General features: G+C 66.7%; 18 protein-coding genes. 13 read left to right on the top strand and 5 right to left on the bottom strand.

The window, feature by feature from the left end; genetic code table 11:
• Nucleotides 1-5: 5 nt before the first annotated feature.
• Both ACEWX3_RS19580 and ACEWX3_RS19575 read right to left on the bottom strand, forming a co-directional pair.
• Nucleotides 6-821 (bottom strand): enoyl-CoA hydratase/isomerase family protein, encoded by an 816-nt coding sequence (locus ACEWX3_RS19580; RefSeq protein ID WP_286188531.1) that lies wholly within the window; start codon nucleotides 819-821, stop codon nucleotides 6-8.
• Nucleotides 822-835: 14 nt separating this feature from the next.
• Nucleotides 836-1,642, bottom strand: coding sequence for an enoyl-CoA hydratase/isomerase family protein (locus ACEWX3_RS19575; protein WP_374157399.1), 807 nt, complete (start codon nucleotides 1,640-1,642; stop codon nucleotides 836-838).
• 106 nt (nucleotides 1,643-1,748) lie between these two features.
• Between ACEWX3_RS19575 and ACEWX3_RS19570 the strand changes: the two genes are divergently transcribed.
• The 3 genes from ACEWX3_RS19570 (at nucleotide 1,749) to ACEWX3_RS19560 (ending at nucleotide 4,700) form a co-directional block, all read left to right on the top strand.
• Nucleotides 1,749-2,522: a FadR/GntR family transcriptional regulator gene (locus tag ACEWX3_RS19570; RefSeq protein ID WP_374157398.1), complete on the top strand. Its 774-nt coding sequence runs from the start codon at nucleotides 1,749-1,751 to the stop codon at nucleotides 2,520-2,522.
• A gap of 12 nt (nucleotides 2,523-2,534) precedes the next feature.
• Nucleotides 2,535-3,446, top strand: coding sequence for an enoyl-CoA hydratase/isomerase family protein (locus tag ACEWX3_RS19565; protein WP_207066386.1), 912 nt, complete (start codon nucleotides 2,535-2,537; stop codon nucleotides 3,444-3,446).
• 78 nt (nucleotides 3,447-3,524) lie between these two features.
• Nucleotides 3,525-4,700: a thiolase family protein gene (locus tag ACEWX3_RS19560; protein WP_374157397.1), complete on the top strand. Its 1,176-nt coding sequence runs from the start codon at nucleotides 3,525-3,527 to the stop codon at nucleotides 4,698-4,700.
• Between the two features lie 30 nt (nucleotides 4,701-4,730).
• Here the strand turns inward: ACEWX3_RS19560 and ACEWX3_RS19555 are convergent, their stop codons facing one another.
• Complete coding sequence (locus ACEWX3_RS19555; RefSeq protein ID WP_374157396.1) at nucleotides 4,731-5,495, bottom strand: TetR/AcrR family transcriptional regulator; 765 nt, start codon at nucleotides 5,493-5,495, stop codon at nucleotides 4,731-4,733.
• 265 nt (nucleotides 5,496-5,760) lie between these two features.
• Here ACEWX3_RS19555 and ACEWX3_RS19550 point away from each other — a divergent pair, with 265 nt between their 5' ends.
• From ACEWX3_RS19550 to ACEWX3_RS19515, 8 genes are all read left to right on the top strand, one after another.
• Nucleotides 5,761-6,522: a crotonase/enoyl-CoA hydratase family protein gene (locus tag ACEWX3_RS19550; protein WP_374157395.1), complete on the top strand. Its 762-nt coding sequence runs from the start codon at nucleotides 5,761-5,763 to the stop codon at nucleotides 6,520-6,522.
• Between the two features lie 127 nt (nucleotides 6,523-6,649).
• Nucleotides 6,650-7,657: a dihydrodipicolinate synthase family protein gene (locus ACEWX3_RS19545; RefSeq protein WP_374157394.1), complete on the top strand. Its 1,008-nt coding sequence runs from the start codon at nucleotides 6,650-6,652 to the stop codon at nucleotides 7,655-7,657.
• 109 nt (nucleotides 7,658-7,766) lie between these two features.
• On the top strand, nucleotides 7,767-8,591 hold the full coding sequence (locus ACEWX3_RS19540) for an enoyl-CoA hydratase (RefSeq protein ID WP_374157393.1): 825 nt from the start codon (nucleotides 7,767-7,769) through the stop codon (nucleotides 8,589-8,591).
• Nucleotides 8,588-9,814, top strand: a complete 1,227-nt coding sequence (locus ACEWX3_RS19535) for an amidohydrolase family protein (protein ID WP_374157392.1) — start codon at nucleotides 8,588-8,590, stop codon at nucleotides 9,812-9,814. The genes ACEWX3_RS19540 and ACEWX3_RS19535 overlap by 4 nt, the downstream gene beginning before the upstream one ends.
• A 42-nt stretch (nucleotides 9,815-9,856) precedes the next feature.
• Nucleotides 9,857-11,485, top strand: coding sequence for an acyl-CoA synthetase (locus ACEWX3_RS19530; protein WP_374157391.1), 1,629 nt, complete (start codon nucleotides 9,857-9,859; stop codon nucleotides 11,483-11,485).
• An 89-nt stretch (nucleotides 11,486-11,574) separates the two neighbouring features.
• Entirely contained in the window at nucleotides 11,575-12,339 is a 765-nt protein-coding gene (locus ACEWX3_RS19525; RefSeq protein WP_374159902.1) for an amidohydrolase family protein, read from the top strand.
• 2 nt (nucleotides 12,340-12,341) lie between these two features.
• Entirely contained in the window at nucleotides 12,342-13,382 is a 1,041-nt protein-coding gene (locus tag ACEWX3_RS19520; RefSeq protein WP_374157390.1) for an acyl-CoA dehydrogenase family protein, read from the top strand.
• A gap of 3 nt (nucleotides 13,383-13,385) precedes the next feature.
• Nucleotides 13,386-14,555 (top strand): acyl-CoA dehydrogenase family protein, encoded by a 1,170-nt coding sequence (locus tag ACEWX3_RS19515; protein WP_374157389.1) that lies wholly within the window; start codon nucleotides 13,386-13,388, stop codon nucleotides 14,553-14,555.
• A 181-nt stretch (nucleotides 14,556-14,736) separates the two neighbouring features.
• Here the strand turns inward: ACEWX3_RS19515 and ACEWX3_RS19510 are convergent, their stop codons facing one another.
• Entirely contained in the window at nucleotides 14,737-15,882 is a 1,146-nt protein-coding gene (locus tag ACEWX3_RS19510) for a thiolase family protein (RefSeq protein WP_374157388.1), read from the bottom strand.
• 330 nt (nucleotides 15,883-16,212) lie between these two features.
• On the opposite strand from ACEWX3_RS19510, the gene ACEWX3_RS19505 reads away from it, so the two are divergent.
• Nucleotides 16,213-17,433, top strand: coding sequence for a cytochrome P450 (locus ACEWX3_RS19505; protein ID WP_374157387.1), 1,221 nt, complete (start codon nucleotides 16,213-16,215; stop codon nucleotides 17,431-17,433).
• A gap of 3 nt (nucleotides 17,434-17,436) precedes the next feature.
• Here ACEWX3_RS19505 and ACEWX3_RS19500 read toward each other — a convergent pair whose 3' ends face one another.
• Complete coding sequence (locus tag ACEWX3_RS19500; RefSeq protein ID WP_374157386.1) at nucleotides 17,437-17,811, bottom strand: NYN domain-containing protein; 375 nt, start codon at nucleotides 17,809-17,811, stop codon at nucleotides 17,437-17,439.
• A 45-nt stretch (nucleotides 17,812-17,856) separates the two neighbouring features.
• Here ACEWX3_RS19500 and ACEWX3_RS19495 point away from each other — a divergent pair, with 45 nt between their 5' ends.
• Nucleotides 17,857-20,079 carry a molybdopterin-dependent oxidoreductase gene (locus ACEWX3_RS19495; protein WP_374157385.1) on the top strand — a complete coding sequence of 741 codons (2,223 nt, stop codon included), beginning with the start codon at nucleotides 17,857-17,859 and terminating at the stop codon, nucleotides 20,077-20,079.
• Nucleotides 20,080-20,082 lie beyond the last annotated feature (3 nt).

Here is a 20,082-nt window from a genome sequence, read left to right as displayed (position 1 = left end):
AACCCTTACCGGCACTGCCAATTCGGGGCCCGCTTCTCCCGGAACGCCAGCGGACCCTCCTGGGCGTCCTCGGTACGCACCACCCGCTCGCGGAACGTCTCGGCGAGGATCTCCCCCTCCAGCAGCGGCAGGTCCAGCGTCTTGTGGATGGCCAGCCGCGTGCCGCGCACGGCCAGCGGGGCGTTGGAGTTGACGAGGTCTGCGATCTCGTGGGCCCGCTCGAGCAGCCGCTCGTGTTCGACCACCTCGGTGATCATCCCGAGCTCGTAGGCGCGCTGCGCGTTCATCCGTTCGTGCTTGCCCGTCAGCGCCATCCGCAACGCCACCGAGCGCGGCAATGCCCGGGCCAGTCGCACCATCTCCCGGGCGGCCACCAGGCCGATACTGACGTGCGGATCGAAGAACGTCGCCCTGTCCGAGGCGATCACGATGTCACCGGTGGTCACCCAGTCCAGGCCGGCGCCGCAGCAGATGCCGTTGATGGCCGCCAGTACCGGCTTGGCCATCCGGCGAAACGGGGGAGTACCCTCCTGCGGGGCCTCCCACTGGTCGTAGGTGGACAGATAGGGCCGCTCGTAGATGACCTTGCCGTCCTCGGGGATCTCGGTGACGTCGGCGCCGGTGCAGAACGCCCGGCCGTTGCCGGTGACGATCATCAACCAGATGTCGTCGTCACTCTCGGCTTCGTCGTAGGCAGCGCGTAACTCGGTGATCATGTGTGGCGACAGCGCGTTGAGCGCCTGTGGGCGATTCAACGTGATGGTCGCGGTGTGTCCGGTCACCTCATAGGTGATGGTGTCGTAGTTCTCGGCTGTCCCCACGTGGTGTCCTTCGCTCATCTGCCTTGGAACTCCGGTGTGCGCCGGTCCCGGAAAGCGGCCAGACCCTCCTTGAAATCAGCGGTCCGACAGCTCAGTTCGACGCTGGCCAGTTCATGGGCCATCGACTGGCCCAGTGTGGCGTGCAGGCCGTAGTTGATGGCCTGCTTGGCCAGCCCGATCGCCACCGTGGGCCCGGAGGCCAGCCGCTCGAGCAGCTCGTCGGTGGCGGTGTCGAGCTCATCGTCGGCGACGGCGTCGTGGATCAGTCCCCACTGCGCCGCCTCGGATCCGTTGACCTTCTCGCCCAGCAGCAGCATGCGTTTGGCCCTGCTCACCCCGGCCAGCCGCGGAACCAGCCAGCTCGCCCCGGAGTCCGGGCTGAAACCGCGGTCGACGAAGGGTTCCCACAGCGTGGCTTCGGTTGCCGCGACGGCGAAGTCGGCGGCCAGGGCCAGATTGGCGCCCAGGCCGACCGCCCACCCGCGCAGCCGGCACACCACCGGAAGCTGCATGGTCGCGACGAGCTCGACGAGCCGGTTGGCCGTGTGCGGGATCCGCCGGGTGAGGTCGCCGGTCCTGGGGCGGCGCCCCTCGCTGTTGGTGGCCACCCAGTCGGCGCCGGCGCAGAAGTCGCCGCCGGCCCCGGTCAGGCACACCGCGCGCAACGAGTCATCGGTGGCGGCGGTGGTCATGATGGCGACGAGCTCGTCGATCATGGTGTGGCTCAGCGAGTTACGTCTGGACGGCCGGTCCAGGGTGATTCGCAGGACCGAGCCGTTGCGGCTCTGGCGCACCGCGCCCGCGTCGGCGTCGTCACGCACCGGCTGCCGTCCTCTCCGCACCCGGCGGGCTATACAGATAGCCATACCGTTGGTAGTTCGATTACTATCCTGTACAACTTAGCAAGGAAAGGCCGTCTGCGGAACAGTGTCAGTGCAGCGCATTCGCCAGCCCCGGGTGGCAGAGCTCGTGGCGTCTCGGCTGCGCGACGACATCCTCACCGGCCGGCTGGCCGAGGGTGACGTCCTGCCGTCGCAGGAGGCCCTGTTCGCCGAATTCGGCGTCAGCCCTCCGGCGGTGCGCGAGGCCATCCACATCCTGGAGTCCGACGGTCTGATCTCGGTCCGGCGCGGCAACGTCGGCGGGGCGGTGGTGCATCTGCCGTCGGCCGAGCGCACCGCCCAGATGATCAGCATGGTGCTGCAGACACGGGCGGCGACGCCGGGTGACGTCAGCGAGGCGCTGCTGCACCTGGAACCGATCTGCGCCGGGCTGTGCGCGGCCCGCGCGGACCGCATGACCGAGGTGGTGCCACATCTGCAGGCGGCGATAGACGCGCAGTCCGAGCAGTTCGACACTCCGGCGCGCTACGTCCCCAACGCCCGCCGGTTTCACGAAGAGCTCGTCTCGCGGTGCGGCAACGAGCCGATGATCCTGCTCATCGGCGCGCTGGAGGTGATCTGGTCGGCGCACGAGTCGGCGGTGTGGAGCGACGAACACCATCCCGACGACCCGATGAACCCCACGACGATGCGCGCCGCGTTGCGCGATCACCACCGGCTGCTCGGCGCGATCGCCGACGGCAACACCGCCCGCGCCCAGCGCCTGGCGGCCGCCCACCTGGCCGCCGCCCGGCGCACCACGCTGGCGGCCGGTGCGGACCGGACCATCGAAGCCAAGTTGATCTCGAACCGCGACTGAACAGGGGATCCGATGACCTCCACCGCCGACGACCGCGTGCTCTTCGACGCCGACCGCGACAGCCGCATCGCGACGATCACGCTGAACAATCCCGCGCAACGCAACTCCTACGACGCCTCCATGCGCGATCTGCTGGCCCGCCACCTCGACGAGGTGGCCGACGACGACGACCTCACCGTGGTGCTGCTGCGCGGCGCAGAGGGGGTGTTCAGCACCGGCGCCGACATGAACAACGCCTATGGCTGGTACGGCTCCGAGAGTGCCGACACATCCGACGGTGCCCGCAGGGCGCGACCCAGCCAGCGGCGCCGGCTCACCGTCGACCGCAGGTCGTTCGGCTTCTATCACAACCTGATGGGCTTCCCGAAGGTCACGGTCGGCGAGATCAACGGCTATGCGCTGGGTGGCGGCTTCGAGATGGCGCTGATGACGGACATCTCGGTGGTCGGACGCGCCACCCGGATCGGAATGCCGGCCACGCGGTTCCTCGGGCCGGCGCTGGGCAGCCTGCACATGTTCTTCCACCGCCTGGGTCCGGTGCTGGCCCGGCGACTGCTGCTCACCGGTGACATCATCACCGCCGGTGAGATCGAGCACCTCGGGGTGTTCACCGACACCTGCGATGGGGCAGCTGTGACGGCGCGGGCGCGCTACTGGGCCGAGAAGGCCGCGAAGATGCCGGCTGACGGCGTCGTGATGGCCAAGGAAGCGTTCCGGCTGGTCGAGCAGACCCAGGCCTATCAGGGGGAGGAGGTGGCCAGCTATCTCTTTCACGCATTCGGCACGAATCTGCAGTTCGCGCCGGGGGAGTTCAACTTCGTCAAGACCCGCGCCGAGCACGGCACCAGGGCGGCGTTCCGGCTCCGTGACGAGCACTTCTTCGTCCCCGAACCCGCCCGGGAACCGGGCCAGACATCCGAGTGAGTCGGCTCACCCTACTGCCCGCACTACAGTATCTGTTAGTTTTGTAACGTCGCATTCCGTTGAAACCGAGGTCGAGATATGCCCACACCCGTCATCGTCGGTGCCGCCAGGACGGCCATCGGCCGGTCTTTCAAGGGCACGCTGGTCAACACTCCGCCGGAGACCCTGATCACCACGGTGCTGCCCGAGGTGGTGCGCCGCTCGGGAGTGGACCCAGCCGAGATCGATGACATCATCTTTGCCGAATCGCACTACGGTGGTGGAGATCTGGCGCGCTACGCGGCCGATGCCACCGGCCTGACGGATATTCCCGGCCAGTCGGTCAATCGGCACTGCGCCGGCAGCCTCACCGCGATCGGCAATGCCTCGGCCCAAATCGGCTCCGGGATGGAGCGGGTGCTGATCGCCGGCGGGGTGCAGTCGCTGTCGATGACCCCGCTGGTCAACTGGCGCATCCCCGGTCCGGAGCTGAAGTTCGAAGAGAAGTGGATGCCGCCCACTCACGTCGAGACCCCGGACGCGCCGACTCGTGACATGTCCATCACGGTCGGCTGGAACACCGCGCAGTCCTACGGCATCAGCCGCGAGGAGATGGACGCGTGGGCGGCGCGCTCACACCACCGCGCCATCGCGGCGATCGATGCCGGCAAGTTCGCCGACGAGATCGTGCCGCTGAAGGTCACCCAGTTCGACGGATCGGTGGTCGACTTCAGCGTCGACGAGCAGCCCCGCCGCGACACCACCGTGGAGAAGCTGGCCGGACTGAAAGTGCTGCATCCCGAGATCGAGGGCTTCTCGATCACCGCGGGCAACGCCAGCGGCACCAACGACGCCGCGGCCGGCGTCGCGGTGGTCGAGCGCGACTACGCCGCGGCCAACGGGCTCGATGTGATGGCCACCGTCAAGGCCTGGGGGGCGGCCGGGGTCTCGCCCCGCGACACCGGGCTGGGTGCGGTCAAGGTCATCGGCAAGGTGCTCGATCGCGCCGGGCTCACCCCGTCGGACATCGCGCTGTGGGAGATCAACGAGGCGTTCGCCTCGGTGCCGATCGCCGCCTGCAAGGAGTACGGCCTCGACGAGGAGCTGGTCAACTTCTCCGGCAGCGGCTGCAGTCTCGGCCACCCGATCGCCGCGTCCGGCGCTCGCATGGTGACCACGCTGATCTACGAGCTGCAACGCCGCGGGGGCGGAATCGGTATGGCGGCCATGTGCGCCGGCGGTGGCCAGGGCGGCGCCGTCATCGTCGAGGTCTGAGACTCCGGTCGAGGTCGCAGATCCTGGGGTCTATGTGCGGGAGGCGGCCTTACCCCGGGTTCCGGCACCAGGACTCTTGGCGGGCTTGCGGGGTGTCTTCGTATTCGCCTCGAGCAGTCTGGCGGCGTGATCGAGAATGCATTCCAGTCCGAACTCGAAACTGCGGTCGTCGGACGCGACGCGATGGTGCCCGGCCTGGACGATGGTCGCCAACAACGGTGTGCTGTCCGGGTCCACCGATTCGTCGATGTCGCGGGGGCTGTCCTCGGCGGCGAGGTTCTTGTCCCGGAGACGCTGGAGCACCACCGACCCCCGGACATGCGTCGACATGGCCGAATAGGTGTCGAAGGCCTGTTCCGGTGACAGTCCGGCCTCGACCAGGCTGTTGATGGCCTTTTCCACTTCCTGCACGCCCACCTGGGCCGTCCGGGGGCTCAGTGCGGAGCGGATCAATATCAGATCGCACAGGATCGGGTTGCCGTTGAAGGTCTCGCGCATCGACCGGGCGTGGTTGGCCAGCGTCTGGCGCCAGTCCTTGGCCTCGACATACGGGGTGGCGAAGGCGTACTGGCGCAACGCGCGGTCGGTCATCGCGTTCAGCAGGTCGTCCTTCTTGCGGAAATACCAGTAGATGCTGGTGACGCCGACACCCAGATGTTTGCCCAGCAACGGCATGCTCAGGTTGTCGATGCCGACCTGTTCGGCCAGTTCGAACGCGCCCTTGATGATGTCGTCGGGATTGATGGAACCGCGCTCACGCCGCTGGCGTTTCTCTGCGGTCGCCTGCTTCGCCACTGAGGGCACCTCCGTCACTTCGTTGCTGCGCGCACGACTCCCCGGTGCGGGATGATTGTCCGGAATGAGTCGACAGCGCGTGTCGTGAACTGCGTCTTTGCGTCCAAGTCGCTGCCTCGCCGTAGCTGTGACCTTACCGGCAGACATCGGAGGGGGAACGGCCGCCGTCGATTCACCCTACTACTGTAAGTCCTATAGTAAGCTTTTCCAGCGATACCCGGCGATATCCTGTCCGTCGAGCGTGGCGGAATGCGAAAGGGGCACAGTGTCAGACGAGGTTCTGCTCGAGCGTCAGGGACGGACGCTGATCATCACGATCAACCGGCCGGAGGCGCGCAACGCCTTCAATCTTGCAGTGGCGCAAGGCTTGGCCGATGCGGTGGACGAACTCGACGACACGCCCGAGCTTTCGGTGGGGATCATCACCGGCGCGGGCGGCAACTTCTGCGCGGGAATGGACCTCAAGGCGTTCATGGCCGGTGAGGTGCCCGCGATCGAGGGGCGCGGGATCGGTTTCACCGAGCGCCCGCCGCGCAAGCCGCTGATCGCGGCCGTCGAGGGCTATGCGCTGGCCGGCGGTACGGAAATCGTGCTGGCCACTGATCTGATCGTGGCGGCCAAGAACGCGAAGTTCGGCATCCCCGAGGTCAAGCGTGGTCTGGTCGCCGCTGGGGGCGGGTTGCTGCGACTGCAGAAGAAGATTCCATATCAAAAGGCGCTCGAACTCGCGTTGACCGGCGACAGTTTCACCGCCGAGGAGGCGTCCGCGTGGGGGTTCGTCAACGTGCTGACCGAACCGGGTGAGGCGTTGGCCGGCGCACTGGAGTTGGCCGAGCGGATCACCGCCAACGGTCCGCTCGCGGTCGCGGTGACCAAGGAGGTCATGACCAAGTCCGCCGACTGGACGGAGGCGGAGATGTGGAAGAAGCAGGGCGAACTGGTGTTTCCGGTGTTCTCGTCCAAGGACGCGATGGAAGGGGCCACTGCGTTCGCCGAGAAACGCAAGCCGAACTGGACCGGTACCTGACCTGCTCGGGAGGTCTCCGATGAACGCCGGTGTCACCGTCGCCGTGGTCGGCGGTGGGTGTGGGATGGGGTTCGGTGCCGACATCATCGTCGACGGCGGTGACGACTGATCGATCGAGGGGCGGCGAATGGCCACGGCGGCGGAGGCGCGGGACTGGGCGCGGGTAGCGCTGCGCGGAATCGGAGACTCGCTGTACACGCCGTTCTGCGGGCCCGACGGGGACGACATCGACTGGGCCGCCTACCGGCATCTGGTGCGCCACTGCGTCGGCGACCTGAACCATGAAATGCTCTGGTGTACAAGTGGTGTAGCCGAGTTCTGGTCGTTGACCATCGAGGAGCGCAAGCGACTTCTCGAGGTGGCGATCGAGGAGGCACGTGCGATCAACCCCGAGGTGGTGGTGCAGGCCTGCGCTGCGGCGACGGCGGCCAAGGACTGCCTCGAGCTGACTCGCCACGCCGAGGCGGCCGGAGCGGACATCGTCTACCTGCAAACACCGATGATGGAGACCCACGGCGGCGAGGGTGTGCTGAACTTCTTCCGCTACGTCGCCGATCGCACCGACATCGCGCTGGGGATGTTCAACTCGCCGTCGTCAGGGTATGTGCTGACCGCCGACGAGAGCGCCCGCATCGTCGCCGAGATCCCTGCGGTGTGCGCCTCCAAGGAGGGCGCCTTCCGGCCCGCGAACAGCAGGCGGCTACACGATCTGGCGCCGGAGCTTGTGATCTGGGAATGTGACACCACCGTCTACCGGGCCGGCTGGTTGCACGAGGGGATCGTGTGCGCCGCGCAGCTGGGCACAGCCGGCTACCTGATGGAGACTCCGCAGCGGCGGGTCTTCACCGACTACTGGAACCTGATCTGGGACGGCAAGCTGATCGAAGCGATGGACTACGCACGGGTCAGTGGCATGGATCAGTTCGAGGCCGATCGGGGTCCCTGGTTCACCTGCTATCCGGGCCGTCCCGACTACTTCACCCACTGGGGCGGTGCGTTCAAGTATGCCGCGTCCGTACTGGGGCTGCCGATCGGCAACCACCCCGAATCGCGACCTCCGCAGGCGGCTCTGCCCGAGGCTGCGAAAGCCCAGATCCGCAATGCCTACCGGCGTTTCGGGCTGGCCGAGCACTGAGCGCGACCCCTCGAACGCGCCTTGTCGAAGGATGTACCGATAGGTGTACAGTATGAGCAAATATCGCGGCTGAAGTGCGAGGGGCTGATCGAGCGATGAGGACGTCGCGGTGACCGTTTCCGACACGACGAGTCCCGTTCTGTTCGAGCTGCGCGACAGCGGCGTGGCCGTGGTGACGCTCAACCGGCCGGACCGGATGAATGCCTGGGGCGGCGGTTTGGCCGGTGCGTTCTATCGCTGTATCGATCGTGCTGCGCGTGATCCGGACGTGCGGGTGGTGGTGCTGACCGGCAACGGCCGGGCGTTCTGTGCGGGTGCGGACATGGGGGATCTCGACGCGATCGGCGAAGCGAGCACTTCGTCGGATACCGACGTGACGCAACTGGTCGGCGAGCGGCATCCGTACTTCGTCACCGGGGTGAACAAGCCGATCATCGCGGCGATCAACGGCGCCTGCGCCGGGATCGGACTGACCCAGGCCCTGATGTGCGACATCCGCTTCGCCGCCGCGGGCGCGAAGTTCACCACCGCGTTCGCCCGTCGCGGTCTGATCGCCGAGTACGGCATCTCCTGGATCCTGCCCCGTGTGGTCGGCTGGAGCTCCGCGCTGGACCTCCTGCTCAGTGGACGCACCTTCTACGCAGAGGAAGCACTCGAGCTGGGGCTGGTCAAAGAGGTCGTGCCCCCCGACGAACTGCTTCCGCGAGCCTTGGCTTACGCCGACGACATCGCGCGCAACTGCGCGCCCACCGCGTTGGCGGTCATCAAGCGGCAGGTGTACGACGACGCGCTGCGCGACATGGTCGCCACCAGCGCTCAGGCCGAAAAACTCATGCACGAATCGATGCAACGCCCCGATTTCATCGAAGGCATCACCGCATTCTTCGAAAAACGACCGCCGAACTTCCCGCCGTTGGAGGAGGAAAAGCCATGACCGCACATCCCGTGCAGCCACTGGACTACCGCGCGATCGACGTGGACAACCACTACTACGAGCCGCTGGACGCGTTCACCCGGCATCTGCCCAAGGAGTTCAAGCGTCGCGGGGTGCAGATGCTCACCGAGGGCAAACGCACCTTCGCTGTGATGGGGGGTGTCGTCAACCATTTCATCCCCAATCCGACGTTCGATCCCATCATCGAACCGGGGTGTCTGGATCTGTTGTTCCGCGGCGAGATTCCCGACGGTGTCGATCCGGCCTCGCTGATGAAGGTCGACCGGCTGTCTGAGCACCCCGAGTACCAGAATCGCGATGCCCGGGTGAAGATCCTCGACAAGCAGAACCTCGAGACCGTCTTCATGCTGCCGACGTTCGCCTGTGGCGTCGAGGAGGCGTTGAAAAGCGACATCGAGGCGACGATGGCCTCGGTGCACGCGTTCAATCTGTGGCTCGACGAGGACTGGGGATTCGACCGTCCCGACCACCGTTTTTTGTCCGCGCCGATCATCTCGTTGGCTGATCCCGACAAAGCGGTCGAAGAGGTCGAGTTCGTGCTGAGCCGAGGCGCCAAGATCGTCTGCGTGCGGCCCGCGCCCGTGCCCGGGTTGGTCAAGCCGCGCTCGCTGGGTGATCCCGTGCACGATGCGGTGTGGGCCCGGCTCGCCGAGGCTGGCGTGCCGGTGGTCTTCCACCTCTCCGACAGCGGATACCTGGCCATCGCGGCGCTGTGGGGTGGCCAAGACACCTTCGAGGGATTCGGCAAGAAGGATCCGCTGGACCAGGTGCTCCTCGACGACCGGGCCATTCACGACGCGATGGCCTCGATGATCGTGCACCAGGTGTTCACCCGGCATCCGAAGTTGAAGGTGGCCAGCATCGAGAACGGGTCCTACTTCGTCTACCGGTTGATCAAGCGGCTGAAGAAGTCCGCCAACACCGCGCCCTCTCACTACAAGGCGGACCCGGTCGAACAGCTGCGCAACAACGTGTGGATCGCGCCCTACTACGAAGACGACGTGAAGCTGCTCGCCGAGACCATCGGGGTGGACAAGATCCTGTTCGGATCCGACTGGCCGCACGGAGAAGGCCTGGCCGACCCGATGACGTTCACCGCGGACATTCCCCAGTTCCCGGAGTTCAGTACCGAAGACACCCGGAAAGTGATGCGCGACAACGCGCTGACGCTACTGGGCAAAGACGCTCTGATCACCGCGTAGCGGTCATCGGACCAGGTCTGTGCACGTGAGGAGCGAATAATCATGGGGGAGTGGACTATCGGTGATGTCGTCGACGCCATCGCCGATGTCGTCGGAGACCGGCACATGACGGTGTGCGGCGAGCGCACGACGACCTACGCCGAGATGGCAGAGCGCACCCGCCGCTTCGCGAACTTTTTGGCGGAGCGCGATTTCGGTGTCCACTGCGATCGTGATCAGCTCGACGGCTGGCAGTGCGGCCAGGACCGGGTCGCGTTGATCATGTACAACGATCGCTACCCGGAGGTGGTGATCGGGGCGTTGAAGGCGCGTTGCGTGCCGGTCAATGTGAACCATCACTACACCCCGCGTGAGGTGGCAGAACTCCTCGACTACGTCAAGCCCCGGGCGGTGGTCTGTCACCGCGCACTGGGCGCCAAGTTCGCCGATGTGCTGCCCCCGGCGGGCGCGGAGCTGATGATCGCGGTCGACGACGGCAGCGACGCCCCGGCGCTACCCGGTTCTGTCGATCTCGACGATGCAATCACCGCAGGTGATCCGGACAGCCGGATCAAGGGTTCACCCGACGACCTGATGATGTACTGCACCGGCGGCACCACCGGTCGACCCAAAGGTGTGTTGTGGCGGCAGAGCGACACCTACGTGTCATCGATGCTTGGCGCAGACCATGAATCGGCCACCGAGATCCACCACAAGGTACGTGACAACCAGGGCCCGCCCTGGTTCGCGGTGTCTCCGCTGATGCACGCCGCGGGCCTGTGGACGGTGTTCTCCGGGGCTCTGGCGGGTCTACCCGTGGTGCTCTACGACGATCGCGCGAAATTCGATCCGAAGACGGTGTTACGGACCGCTGAACGGGAGAAGGTCGGGCTGATGACCATGGTGGGCGACGCCTATGCTGCTCCGTTGATCGAGGAGCTCAACCGCGGCAGCTACGATCTGTCCACGCTCTACGCCGTCGGAACCGGCGGCGCGGCAACCAATCCCAAACACGTTCAGGCGTTGCTGGACAAGCTTCCGCATGTGACGATCATCAACGGTTACGGGTCGTCGGAAACCGGCAACATGGGGTTCGGGCACAACCGGATGGGGTCCAGCCGCGAGACGTTCGACCTGCGCGAGGGCGGGACGGTCGTCTCGGCTGATCTGGCCAGGTTCGTCGAGCCGGGCGACCCGGAGATCGGCTGGGTGGTGCGCAAGGGGCGAATCCCGCTGGGCTACTTCGGCGACCCCGATGCGACACGCGCGACGTTCCCGGTGGTGCAGGGGCAGCGGGTGGTGGTGTCCGGAGATCGGGCCAGCCTCGAGGCTGACGGCACGCTGCGGTTGTACGGCAGGGACTCGTTGGTCGTCAACACCGGCGGCGAGAAGGTGTTCGTCGAGGAGGTCGAAGCTGTGCTGCGCGCGCACCCCGGCGTGGCCGACGCCCTGGTCGTCGGGCGCGACAGCGACCGCTGGGGCCAGGAGATCGTGGCTCTGGTCGCCACCCGACCCGGCATCACGGTGTCGGGCGATGACCTGCGCGTCGCCTGCACCGCGGCGCTGGCACGGTTCAAGACGCCCAAGGAGTTCATCGTCGTCGACGAGGTGCGCAGGCTCGGCAATGGCAAGGCGGACTATCGCTGGGCGAAAGCTCTTGCCGCCGAATCGAACACGATGGTGGTCCCGTGACGCAATCGGTTTCCCCGACAGCCAACCCCAGAGTCATCGACTGCCTGGTGAACGTCCACTTCGGCGAGACCGCCAAGCAACCGGAGTTCATGCTCAAGGTGCGCGACGACTATTTCAAGGGACCCCAGTCCCTCTATGACCAGGTCGAGCTACCTGCTCTGCTCGACGAGATGGACGAGCACGGCGTCGTCAAGGCGATTCTGATGGACAATCTGGTCAAGCCGTCGGTGACTGCCCGCGAATTCGTCGAGAAGCGACCCGACCGGTTCGCGCTGGCCATCGGCGGGGTCAACCTGCTGCGCCCGGTGCCGGCGCTGGCCGAGCTGACCGCCGTGCGCAGGGACCTGCCCGTCGCCTACGCCGCGGTCGGCCCGAGCTTCTGGGGCGACGGCATGTACCCGCCCAGCGACGCGGTCTACTACCCGCTTTACGCCAAGTGTGCCGAGCTCGGGCTGCCGCTGTGCGTCAACACCGGGATCCCCGGTCCACCGATCCCCGGAGAGGTGCAGAACCCGATCCACCTGGACCGGGTGTGCGTACGATTTCCCGAACTGAAGTTGTGCATGATCCACGGGGCCGATCCGTGGTGGGACATCGCGATTCGGTTGCTGATCAAGTACGCCAACCTGCGCATCATGACGTCGGCATGGTCACCCAAGCGGTTGCCCGAAAGCCTATTGCACTACCTGCGTACCCGCGGCAAGACCAAGGTGATCTTCGCCTCCGATTGGCCGGTGTTGCGGCAGAGTCGCGTCGTACCTGAGGCGCTCGCGCTCGAGCTGCCGCCCGAGGTCCTGGACAACTATCTGTTCAACAATGCCGAGAGCTTCTTCTTCGGACAGGAGACCGACTGAGTATGGACCGCTACGAACTGCGCAGGCTGGACTACAGCCTGTCCGAAGACCATCAGGCATTGCAGGCGGCCTACAGGGACTTCTTCGCCTCCCGGTGCCCGATCGAGACAGTGCGCGCGGCCGAGGGGTCAGGGTTCGACAAGAATCTGTGGGAGCGGCTGTGTGCCATGGGCGCAACGACCATGGCGGTGCCGGAGTCGGTCGGCGGTGACGGGGCGACGCTGGTGGACCTGACGTTGGTGGCCGAGGAGATCGGTCGGTCGCTGGCCCCGGTGCCGTGGATCGACCACGTCTGTGCTCAACGGCTGCTGGCCCGGCTCGGCGAGGTGAACGCCGACGTGGTCAACGGCACAAAACTGCTCGCCCTGGACCCGCGGCAGGACGCCGTGACGGGCAGGCGGCTGATCCCGGCCGGGTCGGTCGCTGGACAGGTGCTGGTCCGGGACGGGACCGAGATCGTCGCCTTGACCTTCGCTTCTCGGCCGGCCCGTGTCGACAACATCGGCAAGCTGCCGATGGCGTGGGTCGACCCGGCAACTGCCGACAGCCGCACCGTGCTGGCCGATGGGGCCGACGCGCTCGCCGAATACCAGCGGGCACTGGACGAATGGCGGTTGCTCACCGGCGCGGCTCTGGTCGGGCTGGTGGAGGAGACGATGACCATCGCCACCGAGTTCGCCAAGACCCGCTACACACTGGGGGTACCGATCGGGACGCTGCAGGCCATCTCGCACCCGCTGGCCAACATCGCCATCACCGTGCAAGGTGGACGCAACCTCGCGCGGCGCGCGGCCTGGTTTTCGGACAACGAACCGGCCGAGCGGCGCGAGCTGGCGCCGTCGGTGTTCGTGTTCATGGCCGAGGAGGCGGCCAAGGCGGCGACGATGGCGGTCCACGTGCAGGGCGGTCTGGGGGTGTCCGCCGAGGCGGCCGCTACGGCCTATCTGGTGCGGGCTCGGGGCTGGGCGATCGCCGGGGGTGACCCCGCGACCACCGCGAAGTACATCGCCGCGGTCGTGGCCGAACGGGAAGGACGGAGCTGAGCAATGGATTTCTCCCGGGTGCAGTTGTCCGACGAGGACCAGAAGTTCCAGGACGACGTTCGCGAGTTCCTCAGCGAGATCGTCACCGAGGACGTCATCCGGCGCGACCGCGAGACCGGTGACAACTTCGACGAGGGCGTGCATCTCGCGCTCGGGGCTGCCGGCTACCTCGAGCAGGAATGGAAACCGGATTCGGACAAGGCTTTCACCCGGGTGCGGCGCCGGATCTGGGAATTGGAGAAGCGCCGCGCTCATGTGCCGTGGGTGACCTCCGGCACGACGGCGATGATCGCCCGGTCGGTGGAGAAGTTCGCCTCGCCCGAGCTGAGGGAGGAAGTGCTGCCAGGGGTCTACAGCGGGCATGTCCGCATGTGCCTGGGCTACACCGAGCCCGAGGGCGGCTCGGATGTGGCCACCTGCAAGACCAGGGCGGTGCGTGATGGTGACGGGTGGATCATCAACGGATCGAAGATGTTCACCACCGGCGCGCACAACTGTCAGTACGTCTTCCTGATCACCAATACCGACCCGACGGCTCCCAAACACAAGAGCCTGACCATGTTCCTGGTTCCGCTGGACTCCCCGGGGGTGGAGATTCAGGGCATCCGCACCGTGGACGGAGACCGCACCAACATCGTCTACTACAGCGACGTGCGGGTCGACGATCGCTATCGGTTGGGCGCGGTCAACGACGGCTGGACGGTGGTGCGCGAGCCGCTGAACGCCGAGCACGGCGCGGTCGACGCGGCCGACGACGGGTTGGCGGACGTGTCGATCATGATGCACCAGGCGATGTTCATGGCCACCGCGGTGGACAAGGCCGCGCAGCGGTGCGCGGTCGACGACGGCGCGGTGGCTTACCGGCTGGGCCGCAGCGTCGCCCGGATGGAGGCGGCCCTGTCCGCGCCGAGCATCTTCGGCCGGGTCGCCCTCGCACAGACCATGCGCGACATCTCTCCGGATTTGATGGACATGCTGGGCGCGGCCTCAGCGCTTCCCGACGGTGCGGACGGAGCCGCCGACGACGGGGCCGCCGAATACATCTACCGGTTCGCACCACTCGTCGGCATCTACGGCGGCACGCTCGAGGTGTTCCGGAACATGATCGCCCAGTACGTGCTGGGACTCGGCAAGCCCGCCTATGCCGCGCCGACTGCCACGAAGGAGTCCTGACGTTCAGTCGCCGAGGGTGAACTCACCGCGAAAAATCCCGCGCGTTTTCGCACTCAGTTCACGCTCGGCGTGAGGAACTGGGCCGCTGGTTGGGCGTGAGGAACTGGGTCGCTGGTTGGGCGTGAGTAACTGGGTCGCCGGTTTGGCGAGAGGAACTGGGGTTGGGCGTGCAGGTGAGCTGCTAGGTGCTCAGGATGGTCGCGCCCGCCGTGCCGGGTGCGCCATAGAGCTGGGCGAAGCCGACCTTGGGCTCGCCGGGGATCTGGCGGTCGCCGGCCTGGCCGCGAAGTTGGCGGACGATCTCGTGGATCTGCCGCAGTCCGGAGGCGCCGATCGGCTCCCCGTTGGCCAGCAGTCCACCGTCGGTGTTGACCGGCATCGACCCGCCGATCTCCGTGGCGCCGTCGGCGAGCAATTTCTCCTGGTCGCCGTCGGCGCAGAACCCGGCCTCGGCCATGTGGATGATCTCGGCGCCGGCGTCGGTGTCCTGCAACTGGATCACGTCGACGTCAGAGGGTTCGATTCCGGCCTTCTCGAACGCTGCACGGGCGGCGTACACGGTGGGCGCCACGTCTTCGTCCACCGGGGCGAAGGTGGTGTTCACCTCGTAGGCGCCGTACTTGCGGGTACGCACCTCGACCGCGCGCACGTACACCGGTTTGTCGGTGTAGCGGTGGGCGAGGTCGGCCCGGCACATGATGACTGCGGCCGCTCCTTCATCAGGTGAGCAGAACATGTACTGGGTCAGCGGATAATTCAGCATCGGTGAATTCAGCACAGCGTCTTCGGTCATCGGTTTGCGGCGGAATGCGTGGGGATTGAGGGCACCATTGCGCAGGTTCTTGGTGACGACCTTGGCCAGCGTCTGACGGCTGATGCCGTGCTGATGCAGGTAGCGGTTGGCCTTCATGCCGAAGAACTGGGTGGTCAGATACTGGCCGTTCTCGGCGTACCAGGCCGGCATGCCCACCAGCGCCGGGTCCTCGGTGAACGCGCCTCGAGGGTGCTTGTCCATGCCGACGGCGATGCCGATGTCGTAGTCGCCCAACCGGATTCCGTCCGCACAGGCCTTGGTGGCGCTGGCTGCGGTGGCACAGGCGTTGAAAACGTTGGTGAAGGGGATGCCGGACAACCCGACCATGCCGACGATGGCGTCCGGATTGGCCACCGTCCAACTGCCGCCCACCCCGAACTGGATGTCGTACCAGCTGATCCCGGCGTCTGACACCGCGGCGCCGATCGCGTCGACCCCCATGTCCATCGCGGATTTACCCTCGAACCGGCCGAACGGGTGCAGGCCGACACCGATGATCGCGACATCAGTCATCGTGGTGAATCCTTTCGGGGCGGCGGAAGAAGTGGATCCGGCCGTTCGGAGTCCATGCAACAGTAAATCTTACGGTAATGCCCCCAGGATGAGAATGCGCGGTTCGGCGAAGCGCAGACTGCGCGCGCCTGATGGCGAAGAGCAACTGCGCCCGCCAGATGGCGAAGAGCAACTGCGCGCGCCGGATGGCGAAGAGCAACTGCGCGCGCCGGACGGCGACGCGTCCAGCTGGGTGTCGCCCGCGTGTGGTTCGACGTTGCGCTCGCGCGGGGCCGTCAGCAGGATAGGCTTATCGAAAGCACAACCGGATGCCTTACAGGAGGTGGGCGCGTGGCCGCCGACACCGAGCAGGACGCCGTGGTGTTCGACCCCTTCTCCGCGGATTTCTACCGGGATCCGCACGCGTTCTATCCCCGGCTGCGGACGCAGGCGCCGGTGTTCTACAACGCGGAGTACGACTTCTACGCATTGAGCCGGCACGCCGACGTGGCGGCCGGGTTGAAGGACTTCGCCACCTATTCGTCGGCCTATGGCGTCGACCTGGGCATGGTGCGCACCGGACAGAAGGCGCCGGCCAAGATGATCATCTCGATCGACCCGCCCGAACACCGGGTGATGCGCAGCCTGGTGAACAAGGTCTTCACCCCGCGCGCGATCAGCGCTTTGCACGACATGGTGTCCGACACCGTGGAAAGATTCCTCGCGGCAGCGTCCGCCGGGCCCAGTTTCGATGTGGTCAGCGACTTCTCGGTGTACTTCCCGGTGGATGTGATCACCCAGATGCTGGGGGTCCCCGAAGAGCGGCGTCAGCAGGTCAGGCTCTGGATCGACGAATCGTTGCACCGCGAACCCGGCCAGATCGACATCTCGGAATCCGGCAAGCAGGCGATGGCCGAGATGTGGCTGATGTACTACCAGCTCATCCAGGAGCGCCGCGAAGCTCCGCGCGAGGACATGATCAGTGCCCTGATCGCCGCCGAAGTGACCCGTGACGACGGGGCCACCGACCGGCTGCGGGACTCCGAGATCGCCGGGTTCGCGACGCTGCTCGGCGGTGCCGGCGCCGAGACGGTGACCAAGTTGGTGGGCGGTGCCATCGCCACCTTCGCCCGCCATCCCGAGCAGTGGCAACAGCTGCTCGACGACCGCTCGAAGATCCCCGCCGCGATCGAAGAACTGCTGCGCTACGACGCCCCGGTGCAGTACAACGTCCGCCGGTCCACCCACGAGGTCACGATGCACGGGGTCACGATCCCGGCAGGCGCCCCGGTGTTCCTGCTCGGAGCGTCGGCCAACCGCGACCCCGATGCCTGGACCGCACCGGATGACTTCGACATCAACCGCGATCGCACCGAGGCGCAGAACCTGGGATTCGGCTACGGCATCCACAGCTGCCTGGGCGCCGCACTGGCGCGGATGGAAACGCTGATAGCGCTGGACAAGCTGCTGGATCTGATGCCGCGCTACGAAGTGCTCTGGGACGGCTGCCGCCGTGTCAGCATGCAGAACGTCGCGGGCTACTCGCATGTCCCGGTGCGGATCCTGGCGTGAGGCTCAGCGCGGGTCGACCATGTCGCGCAGCCGCTCGGCAGGAAACACGGAGGCCCCCGCCGCCCGCACCCGGTCCGCGAGACCGCGGTCGGAGGTGGCGACCCGGATCTGCTCGGGGCGGGGATCGGCGGTGACCAGGCGGACGATCTCGTCGTCGGCGGAATTCGGCGCGGCCGCCGAAGCATGGGTGACGGTGACCGCCTGCGACTCGATGGGCGGCGAAGGGGGACGTTCGAACACCACCGTCACATCGGCGTTCGCGCGTGCCGCCCACTGTCCGAGGCATTCCACCAGTGCGCCCATCGCGGCGCGGCGGTCGCGCCACCACCCGTCAGGACGGCAGCCGATCACGTTCATCCCGTCGACTATCCAGCGCACCGATTTCGACACTATCCCCAACAGCTGCATGCGAAGGTGGATGACATGGCCGACACCACCGCCAACATCGAACACAAGGTGACGTTCTGCCGCATCTGTGAGCCGCTGTGCGGCATGGTTGCCACCGTCGAAGACGGCCGGCTCGTTGCGTTGCGACCCGACAGGGACCACCCGCTGTCCACCGGATTCGCGTGCCAGAAAGGCATCGCCTTCACCGAGGTGGTCAACGACCCCGACCGGGTCACCATGCCGCTGCGGCGCACTCCCACCGGTTTCGAACAAGTCGGCTGGGACGAGGCGATGACCGATATCGCCAACCGCCTCTCGCGCATCGTGGGCGAGCACGGGCCGGGCGCGGTCGGCTGGTACATGGGTAATCCGGGGGCGTTCAGCTATGCCCACGTGCTGTCGATCCTGGCGTTCATCAAGGGGCTGGGCCGCGGCACGCACTTCTACACGGCTTCCTCGCAGGACACCAACAGCCGGCTGATGGCCAGCCAACTGCTCTACGGCACCCCGATCTCGGTACCGATACCGGACCTGAACCGCGTCGACCTTCTGGTCGTGATCGGCGCGAATCCGGTTGTCTCACACGGCAGCTTCCTGACCGCGCCGCGGATCAAGGACCGGATGAACGACGTCGTCAAACGCGGCGGGCGGGTGGTGGTGGTCGATCCACGACGGACCGAGACGGCTGCGGCGTTCGAATGGTGCGGGATCGTGCCGGACACCGACGCCTATCTGCTGCTGTCGTTGCTGCAGGTGATGTTCGACGAGAACCTCGTCGACGAGCGGCGGATCGGCGCGCAGGCCGACGGGCTGGGCTGGCTGCGCGCGCTGGTGGCGTCCTTCGCGCCCGAGACCACCCAGCGGCACACCGGCATCGAGCCCGACGTGGTGCGTGCGCTGGCGCGAGACCTCGCCGCCACGCCGCGCGCGGCGATCTACGGGCGGCTGGGCACCTGCGTCGGGCGCCACGGCACCCTGACCTCGTATCTGATCGATGTGGTCAACCTGGTGGCGGGCAACCTCGATGTGCCGGGCGGGTCGGTGTTCGGCAGTCTCGGGCTGCCCGGTCAGCGGCTGGTGAACATCGCGATGGGCGCGGCGTTGCGGCGCACCTACCGGCGGCGGCGTTCGCGCATCGGCGGTTTCCGCTCGGTGATCGGCTCCGAGCCGGCCGCGCTGATGGCCAAGGAGATGCTCACCCCGGGGCAGCGCCAGATCCGGGCGATGTTCGTCAGCGCCGGCAACCCGGTGCTGTCGGTACCCAACGGTCCCGAGCTGGAGTCGGCGTTGGAGTCGGTCGAGTTGTCGGTGGCGCTGGACTTCTACCTCACCGAGACCACCGCGCACTGCGACTACGTGCTGCCGGTCACCACGATGTACGAACGCGACGATTTCCCGCTGACCTTCCAGATGTTCCAGGCCACGCCGTTTCGTCAGGCCACCGAGGCCGTCGTCGGACCGCCCGGGCAGGCGCGCCAGGAGTGGGAGATCATCGGTGACCTGATCGGACGCCTGAACGGTGAATCGACGGTGTTCACGATGTTCGGTGCGGCCAACCGGTTGCTGCGCCGGGTCGGCATCGAGTTCACACCTCGCAGGTTCGCCGACGGCGTGATCCGGGTCTGCGCGGGCGGTGACCGTTTCGGATTGCGCCGCAGCGGTCTGACGTTCGACCGGCTCACCGCAGAACACGCCCACGGAACGGTCCTCGACGATAACCTGGCCACCGGTGTCCTCGGTTCGGTGATCGGCTATCCGAAGCGCCGGATCCGGCTCGCCCACCAGGACATCGCCGCCGAGATCGCCGGGATGGCCCGCCGCACGGAACCCGAGGGCTTTCCGCTGCGGATGATCGGTATGCGCGAAACCCGTTCGGAGAACTCGTGGATGCACAACGCGCCGCTGCTCATGCGCGGTGATCGCGGCCAGCACGGGTTGATCAACGCTGATGATGCCGCCGAATTGGACATCAGCGACGGGGCCGAGGTGACGGTCAGTTCGCCGTACGGTCGGATCAACGTCCCGGTCTGCGTGACCAAGGACATCGTGCCCGGCGTCATCGCGGTGCCGCACGGCTGGGGTCACAGAGGGACCGGCGGGTGGCGGTTGGCCAACCGCGCAGGCGGCGCCAACGTCAACCAGCTGACCTCCAGCGATCCCGACGACGTGGAGGCGTTGTCCGGGATGGCCTGGTTGACGGGGGTACCGGTGCGCCTCGACAAGGCGAATTCCGCCCTGGCAGGCCTTGAAAAGCCCTGACGC

The sequence above is a fragment of the Mycobacterium sp. G7A2 genome (genome assembly GCF_041902445.1).
Lineage (GTDB): Bacteria > Actinomycetota > Actinomycetes > Mycobacteriales > Mycobacteriaceae > Mycobacterium.
The sequence above is the reverse complement of the archived record's forward strand: the minus strand, read 5'-3'. Positions and strand labels throughout refer to the sequence as shown.

Excerpts from the sequence above, each read along its gene's own strand:
- ACEWX3_RS19565 (WP_207066386.1), top strand. The coding sequence starts at position 2,535 with ATGACCTCCACCGCCGACGACCGCGTGCTCTTCGACGCCGACCGCGAC.
- ACEWX3_RS19560 (WP_374157397.1), top strand. The coding sequence starts at position 3,525 with ATGCCCACACCCGTCATCGTCGGTGCCGCCAGGACGGCCATCGGCCGG.
- ACEWX3_RS19545 (WP_374157394.1), top strand. The coding sequence starts at position 6,650 with ATGGCCACGGCGGCGGAGGCGCGGGACTGGGCGCGGGTAGCGCTGCGC.
- ACEWX3_RS19535 (WP_374157392.1), top strand. The coding sequence starts at position 8,588 with ATGACCGCACATCCCGTGCAGCCACTGGACTACCGCGCGATCGACGTG.
- ACEWX3_RS19530 (WP_374157391.1), top strand. The coding sequence starts at position 9,857 with ATGGGGGAGTGGACTATCGGTGATGTCGTCGACGCCATCGCCGATGTC.
- ACEWX3_RS19525 (WP_374159902.1), top strand. The coding sequence starts at position 11,575 with ATGCTCAAGGTGCGCGACGACTATTTCAAGGGACCCCAGTCCCTCTAT.
- ACEWX3_RS19520 (WP_374157390.1), top strand. The coding sequence starts at position 12,342 with ATGGACCGCTACGAACTGCGCAGGCTGGACTACAGCCTGTCCGAAGAC.
- ACEWX3_RS19515 (WP_374157389.1), top strand. The coding sequence starts at position 13,386 with ATGGATTTCTCCCGGGTGCAGTTGTCCGACGAGGACCAGAAGTTCCAG.
- ACEWX3_RS19510 (WP_374157388.1), bottom strand. The coding sequence starts at position 15,882 with ATGACTGATGTCGCGATCATCGGTGTCGGCCTGCACCCGTTCGGCCGG.
- ACEWX3_RS19495 (WP_374157385.1), top strand. The coding sequence starts at position 17,857 with ATGGCCGACACCACCGCCAACATCGAACACAAGGTGACGTTCTGCCGC.